Origin of the sequence: Pseudomonas marvdashtae, assembly GCF_014268655.2 — a bacterium.
GTDB lineage: Bacteria > Pseudomonadota > Gammaproteobacteria > Pseudomonadales > Pseudomonadaceae > Aquipseudomonas > Aquipseudomonas marvdashtae.
The window spans coordinates 603248-626765 of sequence record NZ_JABWQX020000001.1; the positions used below are offsets into that span (position 1 = coordinate 603248).

Here is a 23518-nt window from a genome sequence, read left to right on the forward strand (position 1 = left end):
CTGGCCTCTATGACTACGACCGCGCCAAAGCGCATCGGTATCCTGGGCGGCACGTTCGACCCGGTGCACATCGGCCATCTGCGCGGCGCACTGGAAGTCGCCGATGCCCTGGGCCTCGATGAGCTGCGCCTGACGCCAAGCGCCCGGCCACCTCATCGGGATACGCCGCAGGTGTCGGCGCAAGACCGCCTGGCGATGGTCGAGTGCGCGGTGGCCGGTGTGGCGCCGTTGGTGGTGGACGCCCGCGAATTGCAGCGGGACAAGCCGTCCTACACCATTGATACCCTGGAGCTGATGCGCGCCGAACTGGCCGCCGATGCCCAGGTTTTCCTGCTTCTGGGCTGGGACGCATTTTGCGGCCTGCCCACTTGGCATCGCTGGGAAGAGTTGCTCCAGCATTGCCACATCCTGGTGCTGCAACGCCCGGATGCCGACAGCGAACCGCCGGATGCCTTGCGCAACCTGTTGGCGGCGCGCTCGGTGAGCGACCCGCTGGCCCTCAAGGGGCCGAGCGGACAGATTGCATTCGTCTGGCAGACACCGCTCGCGGTATCCGCCACCCAGATCCGTCAACTGCTGGCCAGCGGTAAGTCGGTACGTTTCCTGGTGCCCGACGCGGTCCTGGCCTACATCGATGCGCACGGTCTGTACCGTGCGTCGAACTGAACAAGGTGTGCTTCGCCGACACGAATCAACGTGTACCGAAGTGCCCGAACATGAGCAAAACGAGTTTTATATGACTGACAAAGACCTGAACAAAGTAAAGCGCAAGGGCACCTTCAAGAGCGCCCCGCTGCCGGTAGAGGCGCATACCGGCGTGGTGCTGGCTGGCGAAGAGCTGGTCAAGGTGGCCGTGGCGGCCCTGGAAGACGTCAAGGCCCAGGACATCCAGGTGATCGACGTTCGTGAAAAGCAGAGCATCACCGACTACATGATCATCGCCACCGGTACCTCCAATCGCCAGATCGGCGCGATGCTCGACAAGGTCCGCGAAGCGGTCAAGGCCCAGGGCGTCAAGCCGTTGGGCGAAGAAGGCAAGGGCGACAGCGACTGGGTCCTGTTGGACATGGACGACGTCATCGTGCACATGATGACCGCCTCGGCGCGCCAGTTCTATGACCTGGAACGCCTGTGGGCAGGCGCCGAGCAGAGCCGTTCGGCCAGCGCCGCGCACCACAGCCCGGAAAACCCCCATGAGCACTTCACCAAGCTCAACAAAGACCAGCAATAAGGGATCGCTGTGCGACTGCGCCTGATCGCCGTCGGTTCTCGCATGCCCAAGTGGGTGGAAGAAGGCTGGCATGAATATGCCAAGCGTCTTCCGTCCGAGCTGGCCTTGGAACTGGTGGAAATTCCGCTCAATACCCGTGGCAAGAACGCTGACGTGGCGCGCTTCATCCGCCAGGAAGGCGAAGCCATGCTGGCCAAGGTCGGGCCGAACGAGCGGATCGTCACCCTCGAAGTCCATGGCAAGCCCTGGAGCACCGAGCAGTTGGCAGTCGAGCTCGATCGCTGGCGGCTGGATGCGCGCACGGTCAATTTCATGGTCGGCGGCCCGGAAGGGCTGGCGCCGGAAGTCTGTGCCCGAGCCGATCAACGCTGGTCCTTGTCGCCCCTGACGTTGCCGCACCCGCTGGTGCGGATCCTGATCGGTGAACAGTTGTATCGTGCCTGGACAGTCCTGTCCGGGCACCCTTATCACAAGTAATCCTGCCCTCATGCCCCAGCCGATTCGCATCAAGGACCACGAAAAAGACGCCCGCCTGGTGCGGGGCCGCGTCGTGTTCGGTGCTATTGCGGTGGTCACGCTGATCGGCGTGCTGATCGCGCGGCTGTATTTCCTCCAGGTGATCCAGTACGAGTACCACTCGACCCTGTCGGAAAGTAACCGTGTACATGTTCAGCCGATTCCGCCGACCCGCGGGCTGATTTTCGACCGCAATGGCGTGGTGGTGGCCGACAACCGGCCCAGCTTCAGCCTGAGCATGACCCGCGAGCGCTCCGGTGACTGGCAGCAGGTGCTCGACGTGATCGTAGAAGTGTTGCAACTGACGCCCGAGGATCGGGCGATCTTCGAAAAGCGCATGCGCCAGGGCCGGCGTCCCTTCGAGCCGGTGCCGATCATGTTCGAGCTGACCGAAGAACAGATCGCCCTGATCGCCGTGAACCAGTTCCGCCTGCCGGGCGTCGAGGTGGTGGCGCAACTGGTGCGGCATTATCCCCAAGGGCCGCACTTCGCCCATTCGGTCGGCTACATGGGACGGATCAACGAAAAAGAGCTCAAGACGCTCGATCCGGTCAACTACAGCGGCACTCACCATATCGGCAAGACCGGCATCGAGCGTTTCTACGAAGCCGAGCTGCACGGCCAGGTGGGTTACGAGGAAGTCGAGACCAACGCCCGCGGCCGCGTGCTGCGAGTGCTCAAGCGCACCGACCCGATTCCCGGCAAGGACATTGTCCTGAGCCTGGACATCAAATTGCAGGAAGCCGCGGAAGCAGCGCTGGGCGGACGGCGTGGCGCGGTGGTTGCCTTGGACCCCAATACCGGCGAAGTCCTGGCGATGGTCAGCCAGCCGAGTTTCGACCCGAACCTGTTCGTCACCGGCATCAGTTTCAAGGCCTACGCCGAGCTGCGCGATTCCATCGACCGGCCGCTCTTCAACCGTGTGCTGCGCGGGCTCTATCCGCCGGGCTCGACCATCAAGCCGGCCGTGGCGATTGCCGGGCTGGACGCTGGCGTTGTGACTGCGTCGAGCCGGGTCTACGACCCGGGTTACTACCAATTGCCGAACTACGACCACAAGTACCGTAACTGGAACCGCACCGGTGACGGCTACGTGGACCTGGAAACGGCGATCATGCGTTCCAACGACACCTACTTCTACGACCTGGCCCACAAGCTGGGGATCGACCGGTTGTCGTCCTATATGAACAAGTTCGGCCTCGGTCAGAAGGTGTCCCTGGACATGTTCGAGGAATCCCCTGGCCTGATGCCATCGCGGGAATGGAAACGGGCGACCCGCCGCCAGGCCTGGTTCCCCGGCGAAACCCTGATCCTGGGGATCGGCCAGGGCTACATGCAGGCAACGCCCTTGCAACTGGCCCAGGCCACGGCCCTGGTGGCGAGCAAGGGCAAGTGGTATCGCCCGCACCTGGCCAAGACCATTGAAGGCCAGAAACCGGTGGACCCGGACCCGGTGCCGGACATCATCCTGCGCAACCCGTCGGACTGGCAGAAGGTCAACATCGGCATGCAGCAGGTGATGCATGGCGCCCGGGGCACCGCGCGCAAGGCGGCCATTGGCGCGCAATATCGCATCGCCGGCAAGAGCGGCACGGCCCAGGTCGTGGCGATCAAGCAGGGCGAGAAATATGACCGCTCCAAGGTTCAGGAGCGCCATCGTGACCACGCCTTGTTCGTCGGCTTCGCGCCGGCCGAAAATCCCAAGATCGTTGTGTCGGTGATGGTCGAGAACGGTGAGTCCGGTTCTGGTGTCGCCGCGCCGGTGGTGCGCCAGATCATGGACGCCTGGCTGCTGGATGAGCACGGTCAGCTCAAGCCCGAATACGCAAGCCCCACCACTGCGGAGGCTACGGCCCGTGAAGAATAATTTCGACCGCATCCTGTCCAGCGAAGACGTGATGCGCCGCCGCGCCACTTTGCTGCAACGCATGCACATCGACGGGCCGTTGCTGATCCTGCTGCTGACGCTGGCTGCCGGCAGCCTGTTCGTGCTGTATTCGGCCAGTGGCAAGAGCTGGGACCTGCTGGCCAAACAGGCCACCTCGTTCGGCATCGGCCTGGTATCGATGATCGTCATCGCGCAGCTCGAACCACGGTTCATGGCGCGCTGGGTGCCGCTGGCCTATGTCGTAGGCGTGGGTTTGCTGGTGGTGGTGGACATCATGGGCCACAACGCCATGGGCGCCACCCGCTGGATCAACATTCCCGGGGTGATCCGTTTCCAGCCCTCGGAATTCCTCAAGATCATCATGCCGGCGACCATCGCCTGGTACCTGGCCAAACGTTCCTTGCCGCCGCAGCTCAAGCATGTGTGCGTCAGCCTGTTGCTGATCGGCATCCCGTTTATCCTGATCGTCCGCCAACCGGACCTCGGCACCTCGCTGCTGATCCTGGCCGGCGGCGCCTTCGTGCTGTTCATGGGCGGGCTGCGCTGGCGCTGGATCCTCAGCGTGATCGCCGCCGCCGTGCCGGTGTCGGTGGCCATGTGGTATTTCGTGATGCACGACTACCAGAAGCAGCGCGTGCTGACCTTCCTCGATCCGGAAAGCGATCCGCTGGGCACCGGCTGGAACATCATCCAGTCCAAGGCCGCCATCGGTTCCGGCGGGGTGTTTGGCAAGGGTTGGCTGATGGGCACCCAGTCGCACCTGGACTTTTTGCCAGAAAGCCACACCGACTTCATCATCGCGGTGATGGGCGAAGAGTTCGGCCTGGTGGGCATTTGTGTGCTGCTGCTGATCTATTTGCTGCTGATCGGCCGGGGGCTGGTGATTACCGCCCAGGCGCAGACGTTGTTCGGCAAGTTGCTCGCGGGCAGCCTGACCATGACGTTTTTTGTTTATGTTTTCGTCAATATCGGTATGGTCAGTGGCCTGCTGCCGGTCGTGGGGGTGCCGTTGCCATTCATTAGCTACGGAGGAACTTCGCTGGTGACACTACTGTCAGCGTTTGGGGTTTTGATGTCGATTCATACGCACCGCAAGTGGATCGCACAGGTTTGAATAAGGTGAAGAGTTCAATGCAAGCAATGCGTGGCTGGTCGACGCGATATGCGCCGTGGGTCGGCCTGGTCGGCTTCCTGGGCTGCGCGCCGCAGGCCCTGGCCGGCGAATACGAGGGCTCGCCGCAGGTGGCCGAGTTCGTCGGTGAAATGACCCGTGACTACGGTTTCGCCGGTGAACAGCTGATGGGCGTGTTCCGCGAGGCCGAGCGCAAGCAATCGATCCTCGACGCGATTTCCCGGCCCGCCGAGCGCGTCAAACAGTGGAGCGAGTACCGGCCGATGTTCATCACCGAGGCGCGGATCGCCCGGGGCGTGGACTTCTGGCGCCAGCATGAGGCGGCCCTGGCCCGCGCCGAGCAGGAATATGGCGTGCCGGCCCAGGTCATCGTGTCCATCATCGGCGTCGAAACCTTCTTTGGCCGCAACACCGGCAATTTCCGCGTGGTCGACGCACTGTCGACCCTGGGCTTCGATTACCCGCCGCGCGCCGAGTTCTTCCGCAAGGAGCTGCGCGAGTTCCTGCTGCTGGCCCGCGAAGAGCAGGTCGATCCGCTGACCCTCAAGGGATCCTACGCAGGCGCCATGGGCCTGCCGCAATTCATGCCCAGCAGTTTCCGCGCCTACGCGGTGGACTTCGACGGCGACGGCCACATCAATATCTGGACCAACCCGACCGATGCCATCGGCAGCGTCGCCAGCTATTTCAAGCGTCACGGCTGGGAGGCTGGCCAGCCTGTGGTCAGCCGCGCCGACGTGCGTGGCGAGCAGGTGGACGAGGGCTTGACCGAAGGTATCGAGCCGACGAAAACCGTCGGGGAGTTGCGAGCGCTGGGCTGGTCGAGTCATGATGCGCTGCGTGACGACATGCCGGTCACCGCGATGCGCCTTGAAGGCGAGCAGGGCCCTGAATATTGGATGGGCCTGAAGAATTTCTACGCGATTACGCGTTATAACCGCAGCGTGATGTACGCCATGGCCGTACATCAACTGTCTGAAGAGCTGGTCAAAGCACGGGGCGTCAAATAATGCGGGCATTGCCTACCTATCAACCCCTGAAAGCCAGGCCCCTCAAGCTGGTGGCATTGGCGGCGCTGTCGTTGTTGGTCGTCAGTTGTTCGACCAGTCGCGCACCGACCCAGAAAACCCCCACCACCGCCGTGCGCGCCACGCCGGGCCTGGACATCAACCGGGCCCACAAGGACGGCGCCCCGTGGTGGGACGTCGATGTCTCGCGCATTCCCGACGCGACGCCGACGCTGCACACCGGTCCCTACAAGGCCAATCCGTATACGGTGCTGGGCAAGACCTATTTCCCGATCGCCGAATCCAAGCGCTACGTCGCTTCGGGCACGGCGTCCTGGTACGGCACCAAGTTCCACGGCCAGAACACCGCCAATGGCGAAGTGTACGACCTGTACGGCATGAGCGCGGCCCACAAGACCTTGCCGCTGCCCAGTTATGTACGGGTGACCAACCTGGACAACAACAAGACGGTGATCCTGCGGGTGAACGACCGTGGGCCGTTTTATTCCGATCGCATCATCGACTTGTCGTACGCGGCGGCGAAAAAGCTCGGTTACGCTGAAACCGGCACTGCGCGGGTCAAGGTCGAAGGTATCGATCCCCAGGAATGGTGGGCCCAGCGTGGCCGTCCGGCGCCTTTGATGCTCAACGAGCCGAAAGTGGCGCAAAATGCCGCGCCGACCCTGACGGCCTCCACCGGTACGGTCGAGCAATGGACCCCGCCGCCGCAGCAACATGCCGCGGCCGTGGTGCCTGTGCAGGTCGACGCAAAAAAAAACGCTTCTGCAACAGCGTCTGGCCAGTATCTGCAAGTGGGCGCGTTCGCCAACCCGGACGCTGCAGAGCTGCTCCGATCGAAGCTGAGTTCGATGGTCAGCGCGCCGGTGTTCATCAGCTCGATCGTGCGCAACCAGCAGACACTGCATCGGGTGCGCCTGGGGCCGATCGGTTCTCCGGGTGAAGTCCAGCAGGTACAGAACAGCGTGCGCCTGGCCAATCTCGGTTCGCCGAGCCTGGTCACCGCCGAGTAACTGATTGAAAGCCCGCTGCGGTTGGAGCGGGTCAGGTTGTTGGCTCCATGAATAACAAAAGCCCGGCAAGGGTTGTGAGTGAGCAACTTAAATACGCGGCAGCTCCTTGATGAGTTGCCTGTTTTAGTTCTGCCTTCGGGCAGTTCCATTAGCGATTTCGAGAGACGGATGAACATCACCACCTTTGCCAAGCGCCTTTGCCTGCTAGTCCCGCTGCTTCTTTCACCGGCCGCGTTCGCGGTCGAGATGATGCCGGCGCCCCCTCAATTGGCCGCCAAATCCTTTGTGCTCATGGATGCCAGCAGCGGCGAGGTCCTGGTAGAAAACAACGGTGACCAGCGCCTGCCACCGGCCAGCCTGACCAAGCTGATGACCGCGTACATCGCGACCCTGGAGATCCGTCGTGGCCAGATCGGTGAAAACGATCCGGTGACCGTCAGCGAAAACGCCTGGCGCACCGGCGGTTCGCGGATGTTCATCAAGGTCGGTTCGCAAGTGACCGTCAGCGACCTGCTGCACGGCATCATCATCCAGTCCGGCAACGACGCCAGCGTCGCCCTGGCCGAGCACATCGCCGGCAGCGAAGATGCGTTCGCCGACATGATGAACAAGACTGTCGCCGACCTCGGCATGACCAACAGCCACTTCATGAACCCGACCGGCCTGCCGAACCCGGAACACTATTCGTCGGCTCACGACATGGCACTGCTGGCGCGGGCGATCATCCACGAAGACCCGGCGCACTACGCCATTTATTCCCAGAAGGAATTCTTCTGGAACGGCATCAAGCAGCCTAACCGCAACCTGCTGCTGTGGCGCGACAAGACCGTCGATGGCCTGAAGACCGGACACACCGAAGAGGCCGGCTATTGCATGGTGTCCTCGGCTGTCCGTGACGGTATGCGCCTGATCGCCGTGGTGTTCGGCACCAACAGCGAAGTGGCTCGCGCCGCCGAGACCCAGAAGCTGCTGACCTACGGTTTCCGCTTCTTCGAAACCCAGACCTTCTATCAGAAGGGCACCGAACTGGCCCAGGCCCAGGTCTGGAAAGGCGCCACCAACCAGGTGAAGGCCGGCCTGGCCCAGGACCTGACCATGACCTTGCCGAAAGGCCAGCTCAAGAAGCTCGCCGCCAGCATGACCATGAACCCGCAACTGACCGCGCCGATCGCCAAGGGCGACGTCATCGGCAAGGTCGAAGTCAAACTGGACGACAAAGTGGTGCACAGCGCCGACCTGATCGCGCTGGACGCGGTCGAGGAAGGTGGTATCTTCCGCCGCATGTGGGATAGCATCCGTCTATTCTTCTACGGCTTGTTCAACTGATTCGAGTGTTGACCTGCATGGCCCCGTTCCTTTCCGGCACGGGGCCATGTTCGTTACCACGGCTTGCGAGGCCGTTACGCCATGACAGACGAAGTAAAGGCGCCAAAGATCGAATTTCCCTGCGCGGATTATCCGATCAAAGTAATCGGCGACACCGGTGTGGGTTTCAAGGACAGGATCATCGAGATCCTTGAGAAGCACGCCACCGTTGACCACAAGACCCTGGCCGAGCGCCAGAGTACCAACGGCAAGTACACGACGATCCAGTTGCACATCATTGCCACTGGCCAGGAACAGCTCTACGACATCAACAGCGAGCTGCGAGCGACCGGTTTCGTGCACATGGTGTTGTGATGCCGGGCACGCTGGGCTTTCGCGAGCTGGGCACCATGGCTTACGAGCCGGTCTGGCATGCCATGCAGCGCTTCACCAACGAACGCGGCACCACCGCCGGCGATGAAGTCTGGCTGGTCGAGCACCCGTCGGTGTTCACCCAGGGCCAGGCTGGCAAGGCCGAGCACCTGTTATTGCCAGGGGATATCCCGGTGGTGAAGGTCGACCGGGGCGGACAGGTGACTTACCATGGCCCCGGCCAGTTGGTTGCCTATCTGCTGCTGGACGTGCGCAAGCTGGGGTTCGGCGTGCGCGAGTTGGTCACCCGCATGGAAACGTGCCTGATTGACTTGCTCGCCAGCTACGGTGTGAGCGCGGCGGCCAAGCCGGATGCACCAGGCGTGTACGTCGACGGGGCGAAGATCGCCTCGCTGGGCTTGCGCATCCGCCATGGCTGTTCGTTCCACGGCCTGGCGTTGAACGTGGACATGGACCTTGAGCCGTTTCGACGGATTAATCCCTGTGGCTACGCAGGGCTGGCGATGACCCAGCTGCGCGATCACACAGGATCGATTGAATTTGCCGAGGTAAGTGCCCGGCTGCGTGCGCAGCTCGTCAAACACCTCGACTATGCTGAGCAGACGACCCTCACGGGCGGAATCGACTGATATGACTACTGATGCAGTGCAAACCATGATCCCGACGCTGGACGTCACCGAACGTCCGGCCCCGCGTGCCAAGGTAGAGGCCGGCGTCAAGCTGCGCGGCGCCGAGAAGGTTGCACGCATTCCGGTCAAGATCATCCCGACCACTGAACTGCCAAAGAAACCCGACTGGATCCGCGTGCGCATCCCGGTTTCCCCGGAAGTCGACCGGATCAAGGCCCTGCTGCGCAAGCACAAGCTGCACAGCGTCTGCGAAGAAGCCTCCTGCCCGAACCTGGGCGAGTGCTTCTCCGGCGGCACCGCGACCTTCATGATCATGGGCGACATCTGCACCCGTCGCTGCCCGTTCTGCGACGTCGGCCACGGTCGTCCGAAGCCACTGGACACCAATGAGCCGCAAAGCCTGGCCATCGCCATCGCCGACTTGAAGCTCAAGTACGTGGTCATCACCTCGGTGGATCGCGACGACCTGCGTGACGGCGGTGCCCAGCACTTTGCCGACTGCATCCGCGAGATCCGCAAGCTGTCGCCAAACGTCCAGTTGGAAACCCTGGTGCCCGATTACCGTGGCCGCATGGACATCGCCCTGGAAATCACCGCGGCCGAGCCGCCGGATGTGTTCAACCACAACCTGGAAACCGTGCCACGCCTGTACAAGGCCGCGCGCCCCGGTTCGGACTACCAGTGGTCGCTGACCCTGCTGCAACGCTTCAAGCAGATGATGCCGCACATTCCGACCAAGTCCGGCTTGATGCTGGGCCTGGGTGAAACCGACGAGGAAGTCATCGAGGTCATGAAGCGCATGCGCGAGCATGACATCGACATGCTGACCCTGGGCCAATACCTGCAACCGTCCCGTAGCCACTTGCCGGTGCAGCGTTTCGTGCACCCGGACACCTTCGCCTGGTTCGCTGAGGAAGGCTACAAGATGGGCTTCAAGAACGTTGCGTCCGGTCCGCTGGTACGGTCTTCGTACCATGCTGATGAGCAGGCGAAACTGGTCAAGGCAGAGCTGTTGGGTTCCTGATCGGTACCCAAATGCAACAATGACTGCAGGGCTCATCGGCGGCCCGTAGCGGTTCACTTATGGAAAAGGCGCTTCTCCTGAAAGGGAAAAGCGCCTTTTTTGCTTTGTTCCGAGGCCTGTGTCTGCCTGTTGGTGAGGGAAAAGGGGCCATTGTCGCGCTGCCGTGTGTACAGCTTGTTTGTTCCAGCCTCCTGTTCACCTAATCGCTGCTTTCCGTATTTCATGTAGTCCTTTTCCTATTTTGCAGTTGAGCCCTCTACTCGACCCCGGCTCTCAGCGAGAATGCCCGGTCGCCCCTCCTGTAGAGAAACGCCGATGTCCGATCCAGCCTGCGAGTTATCATTTCGTCTGGAGATAGCCGGTCTGTCCGAAGCTCTTACCGTCGTGGCCTTCACGGGCCGTGAAGCCATCAGCGAACCTTTTGTTTTCGAGGTGGAACTGGTGCTCGGCGACCTGACCCTGGACTTGGCGGGATTGCTGTACCGCGACGTATGGTTGAGTTTCGGGGCGCCGGATCGGGGCATCCACGGACAGCTTCACGAGCTTGTCCACCGGCATGGCGAGGCCTGTCGCGTGCGCATCGGGCCGAAGCTGGCGTGCCTCGCCCAGCGCTTTAGCCAACGGGTGTTCAATGCTTGTTCGGTGCCGCAGATCATTCGCCAGGTGCTCAAGGGGCATGGCATCAGTGGTCGCAACTTATGCCTGGACCTGAGCGGCGAATATCCGCCGCAGGATGTGTGTACCCAATATCGAGAATCGGACCTGCACTTCCTCCAACGGGTGTGCGCCCAGGCAGGGATTCACTTCCATTTCGAACACGCTCGGGATCGGCAGTGCCTGGTTTTCGCTGATACGGTGGTCGGAGTTCCCATCGCCGCCAAAGCGGTTTGCAGCGATGAAGGGCAAACCGGCGCAGTGCAGGCCTTCAGGGTACAGGTTGACGCTTCGGGAGTGCCGGTGGCACAAGGTCGCAGCGATCTGATGCACTTGCGTGCCGAGCAGGTTCTGTCTCTGACCGCACATTCATTCGAAAGACGGAACCAGCGCTGGCGATTGACCAAGGTGGAGCACCGAGGCCAGTCCGGCCTATATGGCAACCATTTCCGGGCCATTCCCTGGGAGTGGCCTTTCGTGGCGGACAGGGTGCCAGCCAAGCCCGTCATGGTGAGCAGGCAACGCGGATGGGTCGTGGAGGTCGACGAACCACCGCTGGCCGGACGAGTGGCGGTTCAGTTCGACTGGGCCTATCAGGGGGAGGGCGCCAGCCCCAGCCATTGTTGGCTGCCATTGGCGCCCGAGTTGGCGTCGCGCGGTGCGGGGGCCATTCGCGAGGGCACCGAAGTATTGGTGAGTTTTATCGAAGGCGATCCTGATCGGCCTTTGGTCTGCGCATTTCTCGGCGCTTCTGCCGACGCCCAGACGCCACAGACGGCCTCGTCGGCCCCGTCCTCTCAGGCGTCCTCGGAGCCGTCTGGAGTCGACACTTCCTTGTTGTCCGCAATCCAGGCAGGCGAGCCGCTGGTCTTGCTTTGCCTGCTGCCCGGCGGGGGACGCTTCAGTCCTTGTGCCGAGCCAGTGTGTACGTGCCGCATGTTGACGCGGCACGGCGCGGGCGCTGCTCCATGACTGTCGCAATCCTGCCTGGCCCGGCCCCGCAATGGTTGCTGCTCGATGTGCCGGACGCGCCGGAGGCTGCGCAGCGCCTGCGCGAGCAATTCACAGAGGCGCGACGGTTCCCCCTGCTCGAAGACACCGAGTTCGACGAACTGAAGAAGCACGGCCCGTTGTTGGTGGATTTACGCCAGTCGCCCGCGCTGGCCAGCCTGTGCCAATTGGACGCCCAGTCCTGGCCAGGGCTGCTATTGGTGAGCGCGACGCCGGTCGAGTCGCTGCTGGCGCATTTGCGTCGCATGTTGACCGTGACGCTTGGCCTTCACCACAAGGCTTTGTTGAACTATTACAACCCGCACACCGCCAGCTATTTCTTCGATGGTTGCGATCCTCGGGAGCTCAGCTGCTGGCTCGGGCCGATCAGCGTATTGCGATGGTTCGGTGGTACTTGGGCTGACCGGGCGATGGGCTGCCAAGGTTGGCAACAGCTCTCTAATCCAAGGCTGCCGGTGCCGGCGCTGGAGACCGAACATGGTCTCAGCGACCGGCAGCAAATCAGGTTGCAGGAGTGCCTGCTGGAGCGTCACGTCTGGCAATGGTCCCGCTCCACGGGGCATGACTATTGGGTGCTCTGGGAGTATCTGCAACAGGGCCGGGCGCTGGGGTTCAGCGAGCAGGCGGTTGTCGACGGCTGGTTGTGGTTACGTCTGCAATATCCCGATGACCGGCCAGTGCCAGGGCTGGTGGGCGGCTCGCAGCGAGAACGTCTCGATCATCTGCGTCGGCTGTGGCAGGACGATGAAGGCTGAGCCGTCATCGAGCGGCAGCGTCGAGCCAGCCATCACGCCGGTGCAAGCGCCAGGCGACGGCGCCGAGCGTCAGGCTGCGCAATACCATGAACGACAGGAAGCTGATCCACAGTCCGTGGTTACCCAGTCCTTGCAGCGCCCAGGCGAATGGCAACGCCAGCAACAGCGTCAGCAGCATGCCGTTGCGCATTTCCCGGGCGCGGGTGGCGCCGATGAACAAGCCATCGAGCAAATAGCTCCACACCGCAATCAACGGCAGCGCCGCGAGGTAAGGCACGTAGTGGTAGGCGGTGTCGCGCACATCGGGGATGTTGGTTTGCATATCGATGAATAAATGCCCAGCAAGCAGAAACAGCAAGGCAAATCCGACGCTTGCGATGAGCGACCAGCCGCAGGCGACCACCAGCGAGCGGCGCAGGGCCAGGCGATTCCGGGCGCCGATGGCGTGGCCACACAGCGCCTCGACGGCGTGGGCCAGGCCGTCCAGGGCATGGGCGGTCAACAGCAAGCCATTGAGCAGCAGGGCGTTTGCCGCCACCGTCGCATCCCCCAGGCGGGCGCCTTGCACGGTGATCAGGAAAAATACCGATTGCAGGATCAGGCTGCGGATGAAAATGTCCCGGTTCACCGCCAGCAATGGTCGCCAGCTCTGCCACAACCCCAGGGCCGCCCAGGCGATTCGTCCTGGCCAGGCGCGCAACGTGTGGCGGGCCAGGGCCAAGCCCACCAGCGCGCCCGTCCACTCGGCAATGACTGACGCCCGCGCCGAACCGGTCACGCCCCAATCCAGACCAATGACGAACCAGAGGTTCAAGGCGATGTTCACCAGATTGGTGACCAGCAGGATCACCAATGGCGCGCGAGCATTCTGGGCGCCGAGAAACCAGCCCACCAGCGCGTAGCTGGCCAACGCCGCGGGCAGGCCGAAGAGTCGGGTGTGAAAGAAATCCCGCGTCAGCTGATCGAGTTCGGCCGATGGCTGCATGAAATGCAACGCGACGTCGCTCAGCGGCACGCCCACCGCGCCGAGCACAATCGCCAGCCCCATCGCCAGCAGCAGTCCTTGCAGCAACACCTGCCGCAACGCCGCCCCGTCACCCCGCCCGGCTGCCTGGGCGGCGAACCCGGTGGTGCCCATGCGCAGGAAACCCATGGCCCAGGCCAATACGGTATACAGACTCGCCCCGACGGCCACCGCGCCCAATTGATGGGCGTGCGGCAAGTGGCCGATGACGGTGCTGTCGACCAGCGCTACCAGCGGCACGGATATGTTCGAGAGAATCATCGGCGCGGCCAGCGCCCATACCCGGCGATGGGTGAGGCGGTCGCGCCAGTCAGCGATCAGGTTGGACATGGTGGCTCCTGGATGGAGCGCGATTGTAGCGGCTTCCAGTTGATCGTTCCTCTGCGTTCGGACTCATTGTGGCGAGGGGATTTATCGCCTCGCCACAATGGTATGCGGCTCGGGATCGATCAGAGCTTTAGTGAATGATCCAACTCAACAACCACAGCCCCAGTACCAGCCAGATGATGCCCATCACAATCGACGCCCGCATGAACGCGCGGATCGCCGAATACAGCAGCATCAGGCCGAGGATCAGCGCGATGATGCTGATGATCGACGTGTCCATGCCGAGGGTGCGGGACAAGCCATCGACGAAGTTGCCGCCGGCATTGGCCAGGGTATTGAACAGGCCGCTGAGCAGATCGACGATAAAACGGATCACCGAACCGAGCGCCTGGCCAAGCCATTCGAAAAAGCTTTCTACCTGCATGTGTGCATCCTGATGAAGGGGGATCGAAATCGAGCCTGGGCTCCTGATAGTAGGAGCGATGGAGGCTGCGATGGTTCGATTATGGGGTATTTCGCCGCTTCGTACCGAGACGCTTGCCTTCCCCCCATCATCCCCCGAAGCTATGCGCATTCAGGAGAGCCCGATGAACCTTGTTGAACTGACCGAACGCCTGCACGCCATACGTGACCGTAACGATTGGCGGCAATTTCACAGCCCGAAAAACCTCGCCATGGCCGCCAGTGTGGAGATGGCTGAGCTGGTGGAGATCTTCCAATGGTTGACCGAGGACCAGTCGCGCCAATTGCCGGGGGATAAACTGGCCCATGCCGGGCAGGAGATCGGCGATATCGTGTTGTATCTGCTGTTGCTTTGCAGCGAGCTGGGGCTGGACATGGACGCCGTGGTACGCAGCAAGTTGGCCGACAGCGAGCGGCGGTTCGCCAATGAGTGACCGTCATTTCGATCAGCTCGCCACGCGCTTCGCTGAAAAAATCTACGGCGGCGCCAAGGGCGCGATTCGTCTGGCCGTGCTCCAGGCCGATCTGCTTGAAACCTTGCCAGACCGCCCGCTGCGGGTATTGGACATTGGCGCGGGGCTTGGACACATGTCGTTGTGGCTGGCCGAGCGGGGCCATCAGGTCACCCTGGCCGAGCCGGCCGAGCCCATGCTCGAAGGCGCCCGCCAGCGGTTTGCCGAGGCCGGCCAGAGCGCGACGTTCATCCAGGCGCCGTGGCAGGACCTGCTCGGCCAGCTCCCCGAGCCTTACGACCTGGTGCTGTGCCATGCGGTGCTCGAATGGCTGGCCGAGCCTCACGCGATCCTGCCCGTGCTGCATCAACTGACGGTGCCCGGCGGCTGGTTGTCCCTGGCCTTCTACAACCGTGACGCGCTGGTTTATCGCAACCTGCTCAAGGGGCATTTTCGAAAACTGCGCAAAAACGACATGGCCGGCGAAAAACAGAGCCTGACGCCGCAACAACCCCTTGATCCGCGGGAATTGGCGGCGCAACTTGAAGACTTGTGGCAGGTCGAAATCCAGAGTGGCGTGCGGGTTTTTCATGACTACATGCCGGTGGAGTTCCAGGGGCGCGTAGAGCTCGCGCAGTTATTGGAAATGGAACTGGCCCACCGTCGCCATCCGGCGTTTGCCGGTTTGGGACGTTATCTGCACTGGGTCTGCCGTCCGGTGTGACTGGAGAGCGAAATGAAAGGTCGTTCAGGGTTATTGGTGTTGTGCCTGGGACTGGCAGCCTGCCAGGGCAGCAACCCGTATGTGGCGACATCCAATCCGTTGCCGCCGGCTCCGCCGGAGGCCGCCAAGGTGTTCGATCGCAGCGCCTATCCGGCGCCGCCCCGTGACTATGGGCGCTACCGCAGTTGGGCCTGGCTCAATGGTCGGCTGCCACCCGGCACGGCCTGGGCGGATTCGGCCCAAGTGGCCGAGGCGGTGAGCGAAGCCCTGGACCAGCGTGGCCTGCGCCCGCTGCATGACAATCGGCCGGCGGACCTTTTCGTCAGCGCCGACCTGCGCCTGGAGACTCGCATCCGCCAGGTTCGGGAAGATTATGATTCGGGTTATTACGGCGGCTACAACCGCTACGGCCCAGGCTACGGCATGTACAACACCGTTCCGATGGTGCGCACCTACCAGGAACAGGTCGTGGTGGTTCGGGTGGACCTGTTCGATGCCCGCAATGGCCAGCCGGTATGGAGCGCCAGTGCCGAGACGAGCCAGCGAGGCGATCAAAGCGAGCGCACCGACGCCATTCGTGAAGCAGTGGAAAAGGCCATGTCGGCTTATCCCCCCAGTTGATTACGCAACGGAGAAAAACCATGTTTCGCCGTCTTGCCTTGTTTGCCCTTGTCCTGTTGCTTGGCGCCTGTGCTTCCAATCAGGTCAACCATGATTTCGACACCAGCCGCGATTTCGCCGCCTACCGCAGCTGGAGCTGGAAAGAGCCGGCGTTGCAGTATCGCCCCGACGACCCACGCATCCAGAGCGACCTGACCGAGCAGCGGATCCGCCAGGCCGTCGCCGATCAACTTGACCAGCGTGGCCTGCGTCCGGCGCCTGCCGGTGCCCGGGGCGATGTGCAAGTCCAGGCCTACCTGATCGTCGAGGATCGCCAGCAGCAAGTGACGACCAATTACGGTGGCGGTTGGGGCGGTCCTTGGAATGGTTACTGGGGCGGGCCGATGTACAACGAAACCCGCAACGTCAGCTACAAGGTCGCGACGGTGCAGATCGATCTGCTCGATGGCAAGGACGGCAAGCTGGTGTGGCGCGGCAGCGATGAGCAACTGCTGAGCAATTCGCCCAACCCGACCGATCGCAGCACCAAGGTGCGCGAGACAGTGGGGCGGATCCTGTCCAATTATCCGCCGCGCTGACCGTGAAAATTCTTGTCGGGAGCGAGCAGATTCGCTCCCGACAGAGGATTTATCGCCAAAACCGTCTGTTGCTCAAGCCACCGCCGGCCGCCACGTCCCGATCATATGCTCCAGCTCCCCAGCGCCTACCAATCGCAGCTTCCCGCTGGACCCCGCGGCGCTCGCCAGCAGTGTCACTTCGCTGGGAAGGCGTACCGGTTTCTTGAAGGTCACGTCGATCTCGATGTTGGCCTCGGGCAAATGGTCATCCAGCGCCGCCAAGGTCCGCGCCTTGTTCCATAGGCCGTGGGCAATGGCGCTAGGGAAACCGAACAGACGGGCGCTGGCGCTGCTCAGGTGGATCGGATTGTAGTCACCCGACACTTTCGCGTATTGCCGGCCAATGTCAGCCGGTGCGGTCCAGCGCGCCACTTCGGCCAACTCGTGGTCGACCTGCGGAGGGTCTTCGACCAAGGCACCATCAAGCTGGACGCCCTTGCACAACATCTGGCTTTCGGCCTCCCACAGCGGTCCCAATTGATCCTCGATACGGGTCACCAGATCGAACACCGCACCCTTGGCATGGGCTTGCAGGTTTTCGACATTGACGCTGGCCCGTACCTGACCGACCCCGCCCATGGGCCGCAGCACGCGGATGCGATTGCTCAGGTGGATCAGCCCCAGCAGCGGGAACGGAAAGTCCCGGTCGGTCAATAATCGCATTTGCAGGGCGAACGCCAGGACGTGCGGATAAGTCGGCGGCAGCAGCCCGCTTTCAGCGAAACCGCAGACCTTGCGATACGCCGCCAGGCGTTGCTGATCGACTTGGATCATCTGGCGCAGTCCAACGTCCGGCAACGTGGTACCGGTGATCTTGCGGCGTGTCGCGGCCTTTGCGTACAGCCCGGACATCGACGGCGCGGCGGTTATTTCATGCCATTGGATCGTCATGGTCATGCCCCCAACAGGCTTTGTCCGCAGACTCGCAGCGCCTGTCCGGTGACGGCGCCGGTTCCCGGTTGGGCGAGCCAGGCCACGGCTTCGGCGACATCCTGAGGCAAGCCGCCCTGGCCCAGCGAGCTCATGCGCCGCCCGGCTTCGCGCAGGCCAAAGGGAATATCGGCAGTCATGCGCGTTTCAATGAAGCCCGGCGCCACCGCATTGATACTGATCCCTCGCATCTGCAGGGCTGGCGCCCAAGCCTGTGCCAGGCCGATCAGCCCGGCCTTGCTCGCGGCGTAATTGGTTTGGCCGCGATTGCCGGCGATGCCACTGATGGACGCCAGCAAAATCACCCGGCCGTTATCGCGCAGGGTGCCATTGTCGAGCAGGGCTTTGGTGAGCACTTGCGGTGCGTTGAGGTTGACAGCCAGTACTGCATCCCAGAATTCCGGGGTCATGTTGGCCAGGGTCTTGTCGCGAGTGATGCCGGCGTTGTGCACCACGATATCGACGCCGTCGGGCAAATGTCCGATCAACTGCGTGGCTGCGTCTTCGGCACAAATGTCCAGTGTCACGCTGCGCCCGCTCAGGCGCGCAGCCAGCGCTTCGAGATCGGCCTTGGCCTGCGGAACGTCCAGCAGGATCACGTCGGCGCCATCACGGGCGAGGGTTTCGGCAATCGACGCACCAATGCCGCGCGCCGCGCCGGTAACCAGCGCCTTGAGCCCCGTCAGCGGTCGGGTCCAGTCCTGGACCTGGGTCTCACAGGCCTTGAGGCGGATGACCTGGCCGGAAACGTAGGCGCTTTTCGGCGACAGGAAGAACCGCAGGGCGCCTTCCAGCTGCGCTTCGGCACCGTCGCCGACGTACAGCAATTGCAGCGTCCCGCCGTTGCGCAGCTCCTTGGCCAGGGAACGGCTGAAACCTTCCAAGGCCCGCTGGGCGCTGGCAGCAAACGGATCGCCGAGGCTTTCCGGGGCGCGGCCGAGGATGACGACATGGGCGCTGTGGTCGAGGTTTTTCATCAGTGGCTGGAAAAACTCGCGCAGCTGCTTGAGCTGGTCAACCTGCACCAGGTGGCTGGCGTCGTACACCACCGCCTTGATCTTCGGGCCGTGGCCGGGAATCCATTCGGTCGCCAGCGTCGGTTCGCCCCCGTAGATGAAAATGGCGTCAGTGAGGCGTTTGGCGAACGCGCCGACCTGTTCGGTCAACGGGCCGCCGCCCAGCAGCAAGGCGCCCTCGATTGGCCGCAAGCGCCCGGCTTGCCAACGCTCCAGGCGTACCGGCGATGGCAAGCCGAGAGCGCCAACCAGACGCAGGCCAATGGGCGAATTGGCGAAGTCTATGTAACGATCTGACATGGAACACACTCCGGCTGATGAGGTTCCAAGTGTGGACCATGTTTGGCAATCAGTCGTTCGATCGCCTGGATAAAGCCTAAGCTCATGCCGGGGCAGGCTATTGTTGACAGTTTCGGGCATACACAGGGAGTTTTTCCATGGCACAGCTACGCCGCGTCGCGATCATCGGCGGTAACCGCATTCCTTTCGCCCGTTCCAACGGGCCCTATGCCACTGCTAGCAACCAAGCGATGCTGACGGCCGCGCTCGAGGGCTTGATCGAGCGCTATAACCTGCACGGCGAGCACATCGGCGAAATGGCAGCGGGGGCGGTGCTGAAATTTTCCCGGGACATGAATCTGACCCGCGAATGCGTGCTCGGCTCAAGGCTGTCGCCGAGCACTCCAGCCTACGATGTGCAGCAGGCTTGCGGTACGGGTCTGGAAACCGTGCTGCTGGTGGCCAATAAAATCGCCCTGGGCCAGATCGACAGCGCCATCGCCGGCGGCGTGGACACCACCTCCGACGCACCGATCGGCGTCAATGAAGGGCTGCGCAGGATTCTGCTGCAAGCCAACCGCTCCAAGACCACCGCCGACAAGATCAAGGCGTTCTTGCAATTGCGCCCCCAGCATCTGGTTCCCGACCTGCCGCGCATCAACGAACCGCGCACGGGCCTGAACATGGGGCAGCACTGCGAATTGATGGCGCAGACCTGGCAGATTCCCCGTGAAGAACAGGACCAGCTGGCGTTGGAAAGTCATCAGAAAATGGCCGCTTCTTATGCCGAAGGCTGGCACAACGATTTGATGACACCTTTTCTCGGCCTGACCCGCGACAACAACCTGCGTCCGGACCTGACCCTGGAGAAGCTCGCCTCGTTGAAACCGGCTTTCGAAAAAAGCGCCAAGGGCACATTGACGGCGGGCAACGCCACGCCGCTGACCGATGGCGCCTCGCTGGTATTGTTGGGCAGTGAGGAATGGGCCAAGGCCCGTGGGCTGCCGATCCTGGCGTACCTGCGCGATGGCGAAACGGCGGCGGTGGATTTCGTCAATGGCGCCGAAGGGTTGCTGATGGCGCCGGTCTATGCCGTGCCACGGCTGTTGGCACGCAACGGCCTGACGTTGCAGGACTTCGATTACTACGAGATCCACGAGGCATTCGCTGCCCAGGTGTTGTGCACCTTGAAAGCCTGGGAGGACGCGGACTATTGCAAAACCCGCCTGGGCCTCGATGCGCCGCTGGGTGCCATCGACCGCGGCCGGTTAAACGTGAAAGGCAGCTCACTGGCCGCCGGTCACCCGTTTGCCGCCACCGGCGGACGGATCGTCGCCAACCTGGCCAAATTGCTGGACGCGGCGGGGAAGGGCCGGGGGCTGATATCCATCTGCGCGGCCGCCGGCCAAGGTGTGACGGCGATTATCGAGCGCTGACGGTGGCTTCGCGCGGCTGAGTCGCTTGCGCTCGCCTGCGGCTGGCGTAGCGTTCGGCGAGGATCGAGCAAACGATCAATTGCAGCGGGTGATAGATCATGATCGGCAACAGGATCAGCCCAAGCCCGGGGTTGTTGCCGAAGATCAGCGCCGCCATCGGCACCCCAGCCGCGAGGGATTTCTTGCTGGCACAAAACACCGCGGCGATTTCATCGGCGTTGCTGAACCGCAGGGCGCGAGCGGTGCGGGTGGTCATCCACAGAATGACCGCCAGCAACACGGCGCTGCCCAGTGCCGCGCTAAGCAGCACGCTATTGCCTTGTTGCTGCCAGATCCCCGACACCATCGAATTACAGAACGCCGCGTAGACCAGCAGCAGGATGACCAGCTTGTCGATGACGCTGGTGTAGCGTTTGTAGCGGGCGAAAAAACCGCCCAGCCAGCGCCGCAGGAACTGCCCGAGCACCAGCGGCAGCAGCAACATCAGGCAAAGATCGAGCAGTGTCGAACCCAGGTCGATGCCATTGGCACCGCTGCCGACCACTAGACTGACCAACAGGGGTGTCAGGAAGATCCCCAGTACACTGGACAGGCTGGCGTTGAGAATCGCCGCCGGCACGTTGCCGCCCGCGCTGCCGGTCAGGGCTACCGACGAAGAAATGGTCGACGGCAGGGCGCATAGATAGAAGAAGCCCAGCATCAACAACGCCGGCACATGGCTGCGCAACAGCCAGTTGCTGAGCAACCAGATCAGCGGAAATACGACAAACGTAAAGCCTTGCACCATCAGGTGCAGGCGGATGTTCTTGAAGCCATGGCGGATCTGTTCGCCGGACAGATTGACCCCATGGAGGAAAAACACCACGAAGATGCCGATATTGACTACCCATTCAGCATGCATGGCACCGCCAGTGGCGCCGAAGCGGGGGAAAAAGTAAGCCAGCAGCGTGGCGAGCAACATGCCGCAGAGGAACCAGTCGGTCACCATGCGTTTGAGGTGTTGGAGGATGTGCATAGGCCACCGCGCGTTGAAAGAGAAGTCGACTTAGCCTAACGTCGCCTTACACAGTCGTCTTGCGACATAAGGCCAATCAATGCCGACTAACGGACACCAACAGCTCGAACGGCGGATTCCCGACCTGACGGAACTGCCCAGGCCGCTTTATGCCCGGGTCGAAAGTTTGAACGCCGGATCATGGACGCCGGTTCACCGTCACGATTGGGTGCAATTTTCCTATGCGATCAGCGGCGTGCTCGGCGTCCATACCGCCGAGGGGAGTTTCTTTGCACCGCCGCAGTGGGGGATCTGGATCCCGGCGGATCTGGAGCATCATGTCGTGTCCTCCATGCGGGCGGAAATGCGCAGTCTTTATGTCCATCGCCAAGCGTGCCCGTGGGCCGAGGACCGCTGTCGGGTGCTGGAAGTCACGCCGCTGGCGCGGGAGCTGATCAAGATGTTCTGTCAGTTCCCCGCCACGTATCCCGAGGGCGATACCGAGGAAGCACGCCTGGTCCAGGTACTGCTGGATCAACTGGCAGCACTGCCGGAAGTGGGCTTTTCCCTGCCATTGCCCCGTCACGCGCGTTTGCTGGAACTGTGCAATGAATTGATCGAACAGCCAGAAGGCAGCGTGACGCTGCAAGCCTGGGCGGAACGCCTGGGCACGTCGGAAAAGACTGTGATGCGTCTGTTTCAGCGTGAAACCGGTTTGAGTTTCCGCGCCTGGCGCCAGCGCATGCGATTGTTGTCTTCCCTGCAATCGCTGGAAAAAGGCGACAGCGTGACCAGCGCGGCGTTGTCCTGCGGGTATGATTCAACGTCCGCTTTCATCGCGGCATTCAAGGGGCTGTTCGGTTTTACGCCGGGCGAACTGTTCAAGCATTGATCCATTTGTCAGCTCTTGTCGCAAATGCCTGCATATTCATTTAGCAGCGCCGCACCCGGTCTCGGCTATGATTCGGCTCGGTTGACCTGGACCGGCACAGTGTGTGCATCCAAGGTTCATAGGTCGGCCCCCCTCCCCGTGAGGGGAGGATTGCCGTATAACGACCTGTCATTCGCGTGTTTGGTAATAAAGGACCCAGAATAAAAGCTGATGAAGACTCCAAAACGCATTGAACCCCTGATCGAGGACGGTCTGGTCGACGAGGTGCTGCGCCCACTCATGAGTGGTAAAGAAGCAGCTGTTTATGTGGTGCGCTGCGGCAACGAGCTACGTTGCGCCAAGGTCTACAAGGAGGCGAACAAGCGAAGTTTTCGCCAGGCGGCCGAATATCAGGAAGGCCGCAAGGTCCGCAACAGCCGTCAGGCCCGCGCCATGGCGAAAGGGTCGAAGTTTGGGCGCAAGGAAACCGAGGACGCCTGGCAGAATGCCGAAGTGGCCGCGCTGTTCCGGTTGGCCAGCGCTGGCGTGCGAGTCCCCAAGCCGTACGACTTCCTGGAGGGCGTGCTGCTGATGGAACTCGTGGCCGACGAGTACGGCGATGCCGCGCCGCGCCTGAACGATGTGGTGCTGGAGCCGGACCAGGCCCGTGAATACCATGCATTCCTGATCTCCCAGATCGTGCTGATGCTGTGTACCGGCCTGGTGCACGGCGACCTGTCGGAGTTCAACGTGCTGCTCACGCCGACCGGCCCGGTGATCATCGACTTGCCGCAAGCGGTGGATGCTGCGGGCAACAACCACGCCTTCAGCATGCTGGAGCGGGATGTTGGCAACATGGCGTCCTACTTTGGCCGGTTTGCTCCGGAGCTGAAACGCACCAAGTACGCCAAGGAAATGTGGGCCCTGTTCGAGGCCGGCACCCTGCACCCGGCCAGCGTGTTGACCGGTGAGTTCGACGAGCCGGAAGAGCTGGCGGATGTCGGTGGGATCATGCGCGAGATCGAAGCCGCGCGCCTCGACGAGGAACGTCGCCAGGCTGTACGCGCGGCCGACGATGCGCCGCCTGGCAAGACCGAAGAACCGCCTCCGCCTTGGATGCAGTGATCGGTTGATCATGAAACCCGGCCCCGGCCGGGTTTTTTGTAAGGGCAACGCCTGCGCTCAGCGG

The 23518-nt window shown here is 62.4% G+C and carries 26 protein-coding genes; 20 read left to right on the forward strand and 6 right to left on the reverse strand.

From position 1 onward, the window contains the following. Positions 1-9 precede the first annotated feature (9 nt). The 11 genes from nadD to lipA all read left to right on the forward strand — a co-directional run bounded on the left by nadD (position 10) and on the right by lipA (position 10156). Positions 10-666 (forward strand): nicotinate-nucleotide adenylyltransferase, encoded by a 657-nt coding sequence (nadD, locus tag HU742_RS02885; protein WP_186641497.1) that lies wholly within the window; start codon positions 10-12, stop codon positions 664-666. A 70-nt stretch (positions 667-736) separates the two neighbouring features. After that, entirely contained in the window at positions 737-1231 is a 495-nt protein-coding gene (gene rsfS / locus HU742_RS02890; protein ID WP_186613710.1) for a ribosome silencing factor, read from the forward strand. A gap of 9 nt (positions 1232-1240) precedes the next feature. Then, positions 1241-1708, forward strand: a complete 468-nt coding sequence (rlmH, locus tag HU742_RS02895; RefSeq protein ID WP_047229490.1) for a 23S rRNA (pseudouridine(1915)-N(3))-methyltransferase RlmH — start codon at positions 1241-1243, stop codon at positions 1706-1708. 10 nt (positions 1709-1718) lie between these two features. Further along, on the forward strand, positions 1719-3614 hold the full coding sequence (mrdA, locus tag HU742_RS02900; protein WP_186641483.1) for a penicillin-binding protein 2: 1896 nt from the start codon (positions 1719-1721) through the stop codon (positions 3612-3614). Positions 3615-3645: 31 nt separating this feature from the next. Beyond that, positions 3646-4749: a rod shape-determining protein RodA gene (rodA, locus tag HU742_RS02905; RefSeq protein ID WP_186641499.1), complete on the forward strand. Its 1104-nt coding sequence runs from the start codon at positions 3646-3648 to the stop codon at positions 4747-4749. 17 nt (positions 4750-4766) lie between these two features. Then, a complete protein-coding gene (gene mltB / locus HU742_RS02910; RefSeq protein WP_186641485.1) occupies positions 4767-5777 on the forward strand; it encodes a lytic murein transglycosylase B in 1011 nt (336 codons plus the stop codon). Further along, a complete protein-coding gene (locus tag HU742_RS02915; protein ID WP_186641487.1) occupies positions 5777-6805 on the forward strand; it encodes a septal ring lytic transglycosylase RlpA family protein in 1029 nt (342 codons plus the stop codon). The genes mltB and HU742_RS02915 overlap by 1 nt, the downstream gene beginning before the upstream one ends. A gap of 168 nt (positions 6806-6973) precedes the next feature. Next, positions 6974-8131, forward strand: coding sequence for a D-alanyl-D-alanine carboxypeptidase family protein (locus tag HU742_RS02920; RefSeq protein ID WP_186613701.1), 1158 nt, complete (start codon positions 6974-6976; stop codon positions 8129-8131). A gap of 81 nt (positions 8132-8212) precedes the next feature. Further along, entirely contained in the window at positions 8213-8485 is a 273-nt protein-coding gene (locus HU742_RS02925; protein ID WP_186641491.1) for a DUF493 domain-containing protein, read from the forward strand. Beyond that, complete coding sequence (gene lipB / locus HU742_RS02930; RefSeq protein WP_186645115.1) at positions 8485-9132, forward strand: lipoyl(octanoyl) transferase LipB; 648 nt, start codon at positions 8485-8487, stop codon at positions 9130-9132. Before HU742_RS02925 ends, lipB begins: the two co-directional genes overlap by 1 nt. 1 nt (position 9133) lies before the next feature. Next, a complete protein-coding gene (gene lipA / locus HU742_RS02935; protein WP_434560820.1) occupies positions 9134-10156 on the forward strand; it encodes a lipoyl synthase in 1023 nt (340 codons plus the stop codon). 53 nt (positions 10157-10209) lie between these two features. Here lipA and HU742_RS02940 read toward each other — a convergent pair whose 3' ends face one another. Beyond that, complete coding sequence (locus HU742_RS02940) at positions 10210-10380, reverse strand: hypothetical protein (protein ID WP_186645113.1); 171 nt, start codon at positions 10378-10380, stop codon at positions 10210-10212. Positions 10381-10471: 91 nt separating this feature from the next. Here HU742_RS02940 and HU742_RS02945 point away from each other — a divergent pair, with 91 nt between their 5' ends. Continuing rightward, entirely contained in the window at positions 10472-11782 is a 1311-nt protein-coding gene (locus HU742_RS02945; RefSeq protein WP_186645112.1) for a contractile injection system protein, VgrG/Pvc8 family, read from the forward strand. Continuing rightward, on the forward strand, positions 11779-12576 hold the full coding sequence (locus HU742_RS02950) for a DUF4123 domain-containing protein (RefSeq protein ID WP_186645111.1): 798 nt from the start codon (positions 11779-11781) through the stop codon (positions 12574-12576). Before HU742_RS02945 ends, HU742_RS02950 begins: the two co-directional genes overlap by 4 nt. Positions 12577-12580: 4 nt before the next feature. On the opposite strand, the gene HU742_RS02955 is transcribed toward HU742_RS02950, so the two are convergent. Both HU742_RS02955 and HU742_RS02960 read right to left on the reverse strand, forming a co-directional pair. After that, complete coding sequence (locus HU742_RS02955) at positions 12581-13930, reverse strand: MATE family efflux transporter (RefSeq protein WP_186645110.1); 1350 nt, start codon at positions 13928-13930, stop codon at positions 12581-12583. Between the two features lie 127 nt (positions 13931-14057). Next, positions 14058-14351 (reverse strand): hypothetical protein, encoded by a 294-nt coding sequence (locus HU742_RS02960; protein ID WP_003197447.1) that lies wholly within the window; start codon positions 14349-14351, stop codon positions 14058-14060. Between the two features lie 163 nt (positions 14352-14514). Between HU742_RS02960 and HU742_RS02965 the strand changes: the two genes are divergently transcribed. From HU742_RS02965 to HU742_RS02980, 4 genes are read left to right on the forward strand one after another with little or no spacing between them, the layout of a single operon-like run. Further along, positions 14515-14823, forward strand: coding sequence for a MazG-like family protein (locus HU742_RS02965; protein ID WP_186641789.1), 309 nt, complete (start codon positions 14515-14517; stop codon positions 14821-14823). Then, entirely contained in the window at positions 14816-15565 is a 750-nt protein-coding gene (locus tag HU742_RS02970; protein ID WP_186641791.1) for a methyltransferase, read from the forward strand. Before HU742_RS02965 ends, HU742_RS02970 begins: the two co-directional genes overlap by 8 nt. 12 nt (positions 15566-15577) lie before the next feature. Beyond that, entirely contained in the window at positions 15578-16186 is a 609-nt protein-coding gene (locus HU742_RS02975; protein WP_186641792.1) for a DUF4136 domain-containing protein, read from the forward strand. Positions 16187-16206: 20 nt separating this feature from the next. Continuing rightward, the gene (locus HU742_RS02980) at positions 16207-16764 is read left to right on the forward strand and encodes a DUF4136 domain-containing protein (protein WP_186645109.1); all 558 of its coding nucleotides are present in this window, start codon (positions 16207-16209) and stop codon (positions 16762-16764) included. 72 nt (positions 16765-16836) lie between these two features. On the opposite strand, the gene HU742_RS02985 is transcribed toward HU742_RS02980, so the two are convergent. Further along, a complete protein-coding gene (locus tag HU742_RS02985; protein WP_186645108.1) occupies positions 16837-17694 on the reverse strand; it encodes a MaoC family dehydratase in 858 nt (285 codons plus the stop codon). A 2-nt stretch (positions 17695-17696) separates the two neighbouring features. Then, positions 17697-19049: a 3-oxoacyl-ACP reductase gene (locus HU742_RS02990; RefSeq protein ID WP_186645107.1), complete on the reverse strand. Its 1353-nt coding sequence runs from the start codon at positions 19047-19049 to the stop codon at positions 17697-17699. Between the two features lie 137 nt (positions 19050-19186). Here HU742_RS02990 and HU742_RS02995 point away from each other — a divergent pair, with 137 nt between their 5' ends. Next, positions 19187-20464, forward strand: coding sequence for an acetyl-CoA C-acetyltransferase (locus tag HU742_RS02995; protein ID WP_186641796.1), 1278 nt, complete (start codon positions 19187-19189; stop codon positions 20462-20464). Here the strand turns inward: HU742_RS02995 and HU742_RS03000 are convergent. Then, on the reverse strand, positions 20451-21479 hold the full coding sequence (locus HU742_RS03000; RefSeq protein WP_186645105.1) for a bile acid:sodium symporter family protein: 1029 nt from the start codon (positions 21477-21479) through the stop codon (positions 20451-20453). The two genes, HU742_RS02995 and HU742_RS03000, sit on opposite strands and share 14 nt — an antisense overlap. Before the next feature lie 79 nt (positions 21480-21558). Here HU742_RS03000 and HU742_RS03005 point away from each other — a divergent pair, with 79 nt between their 5' ends. Then, on the forward strand, positions 21559-22350 hold the full coding sequence (locus tag HU742_RS03005) for an AraC family transcriptional regulator (protein WP_186641800.1): 792 nt from the start codon (positions 21559-21561) through the stop codon (positions 22348-22350). A gap of 210 nt (positions 22351-22560) precedes the next feature. Next, positions 22561-23454 carry a PA4780 family RIO1-like protein kinase gene (locus HU742_RS03010; protein WP_186641802.1) on the forward strand — a complete coding sequence of 298 codons (894 nt, stop codon included), beginning with the start codon at positions 22561-22563 and terminating at the stop codon, positions 23452-23454. Positions 23455-23518 lie beyond the last annotated feature (64 nt).

What these genes read in the sequence shown, in the direction of transcription:
- HU742_RS02975 (WP_186641792.1), top strand. Translation starts at nt 15,578, where the DNA reads ATGAAAGGTCGTTCAGGGTTATTGGTGTTGTGCCTGGGACTGGCAGCC.
- HU742_RS02915 (WP_186641487.1), top strand. Translation starts at nt 5,777, where the DNA reads ATGCGGGCATTGCCTACCTATCAACCCCTGAAAGCCAGGCCCCTCAAG.
- HU742_RS02980 (WP_186645109.1), top strand. Translation starts at nt 16,207, where the DNA reads ATGTTTCGCCGTCTTGCCTTGTTTGCCCTTGTCCTGTTGCTTGGCGCC.
- HU742_RS02940 (WP_186645113.1), bottom strand. Translation starts at nt 10,380, where the DNA reads ATGAAATACGGAAAGCAGCGATTAGGTGAACAGGAGGCTGGAACAAAC.
- rsfS (WP_186613710.1), top strand. Translation starts at nt 737, where the DNA reads ATGACTGACAAAGACCTGAACAAAGTAAAGCGCAAGGGCACCTTCAAG.
- HU742_RS02955 (WP_186645110.1), bottom strand. Translation starts at nt 13,930, where the DNA reads ATGTCCAACCTGATCGCTGACTGGCGCGACCGCCTCACCCATCGCCGG.
- nadD (WP_186641497.1), top strand. Translation starts at nt 10, where the DNA reads ATGACTACGACCGCGCCAAAGCGCATCGGTATCCTGGGCGGCACGTTC.
- HU742_RS02925 (WP_186641491.1), top strand. Translation starts at nt 8,213, where the DNA reads ATGACAGACGAAGTAAAGGCGCCAAAGATCGAATTTCCCTGCGCGGAT.
- mltB (WP_186641485.1), top strand. Translation starts at nt 4,767, where the DNA reads ATGCAAGCAATGCGTGGCTGGTCGACGCGATATGCGCCGTGGGTCGGC.
- HU742_RS02920 (WP_186613701.1), top strand. Translation starts at nt 6,974, where the DNA reads ATGAACATCACCACCTTTGCCAAGCGCCTTTGCCTGCTAGTCCCGCTG.
- HU742_RS02945 (WP_186645112.1), top strand. Translation starts at nt 10,472, where the DNA reads ATGTCCGATCCAGCCTGCGAGTTATCATTTCGTCTGGAGATAGCCGGT.
- HU742_RS02965 (WP_186641789.1), top strand. Translation starts at nt 14,515, where the DNA reads ATGAACCTTGTTGAACTGACCGAACGCCTGCACGCCATACGTGACCGT.
- HU742_RS02995 (WP_186641796.1), top strand. Translation starts at nt 19,187, where the DNA reads ATGGCACAGCTACGCCGCGTCGCGATCATCGGCGGTAACCGCATTCCT.
- lipB (WP_186645115.1), top strand. Translation starts at nt 8,485, where the DNA reads ATGCCGGGCACGCTGGGCTTTCGCGAGCTGGGCACCATGGCTTACGAG.
- mrdA (WP_186641483.1), top strand. Translation starts at nt 1,719, where the DNA reads ATGCCCCAGCCGATTCGCATCAAGGACCACGAAAAAGACGCCCGCCTG.
- HU742_RS03010 (WP_186641802.1), top strand. Translation starts at nt 22,561, where the DNA reads ATGAAGACTCCAAAACGCATTGAACCCCTGATCGAGGACGGTCTGGTC.
- HU742_RS03005 (WP_186641800.1), top strand. Translation starts at nt 21,559, where the DNA reads ATGCCGACTAACGGACACCAACAGCTCGAACGGCGGATTCCCGACCTG.
- HU742_RS02960 (WP_003197447.1), bottom strand. Translation starts at nt 14,351, where the DNA reads ATGCAGGTAGAAAGCTTTTTCGAATGGCTTGGCCAGGCGCTCGGTTCG.
- HU742_RS02990 (WP_186645107.1), bottom strand. Translation starts at nt 19,049, where the DNA reads ATGTCAGATCGTTACATAGACTTCGCCAATTCGCCCATTGGCCTGCGT.
- HU742_RS02985 (WP_186645108.1), bottom strand. Translation starts at nt 17,694, where the DNA reads ATGACGATCCAATGGCATGAAATAACCGCCGCGCCGTCGATGTCCGGG.
- HU742_RS02970 (WP_186641791.1), top strand. Translation starts at nt 14,816, where the DNA reads ATGAGTGACCGTCATTTCGATCAGCTCGCCACGCGCTTCGCTGAAAAA.
- lipA (WP_434560820.1), top strand. Translation starts at nt 9,134, where the DNA reads ATGACTACTGATGCAGTGCAAACCATGATCCCGACGCTGGACGTCACC.
- HU742_RS03000 (WP_186645105.1), bottom strand. Translation starts at nt 21,479, where the DNA reads ATGCACATCCTCCAACACCTCAAACGCATGGTGACCGACTGGTTCCTC.
- HU742_RS02950 (WP_186645111.1), top strand. Translation starts at nt 11,779, where the DNA reads ATGACTGTCGCAATCCTGCCTGGCCCGGCCCCGCAATGGTTGCTGCTC.
- rodA (WP_186641499.1), top strand. Translation starts at nt 3,646, where the DNA reads ATGCGCCGCCGCGCCACTTTGCTGCAACGCATGCACATCGACGGGCCG.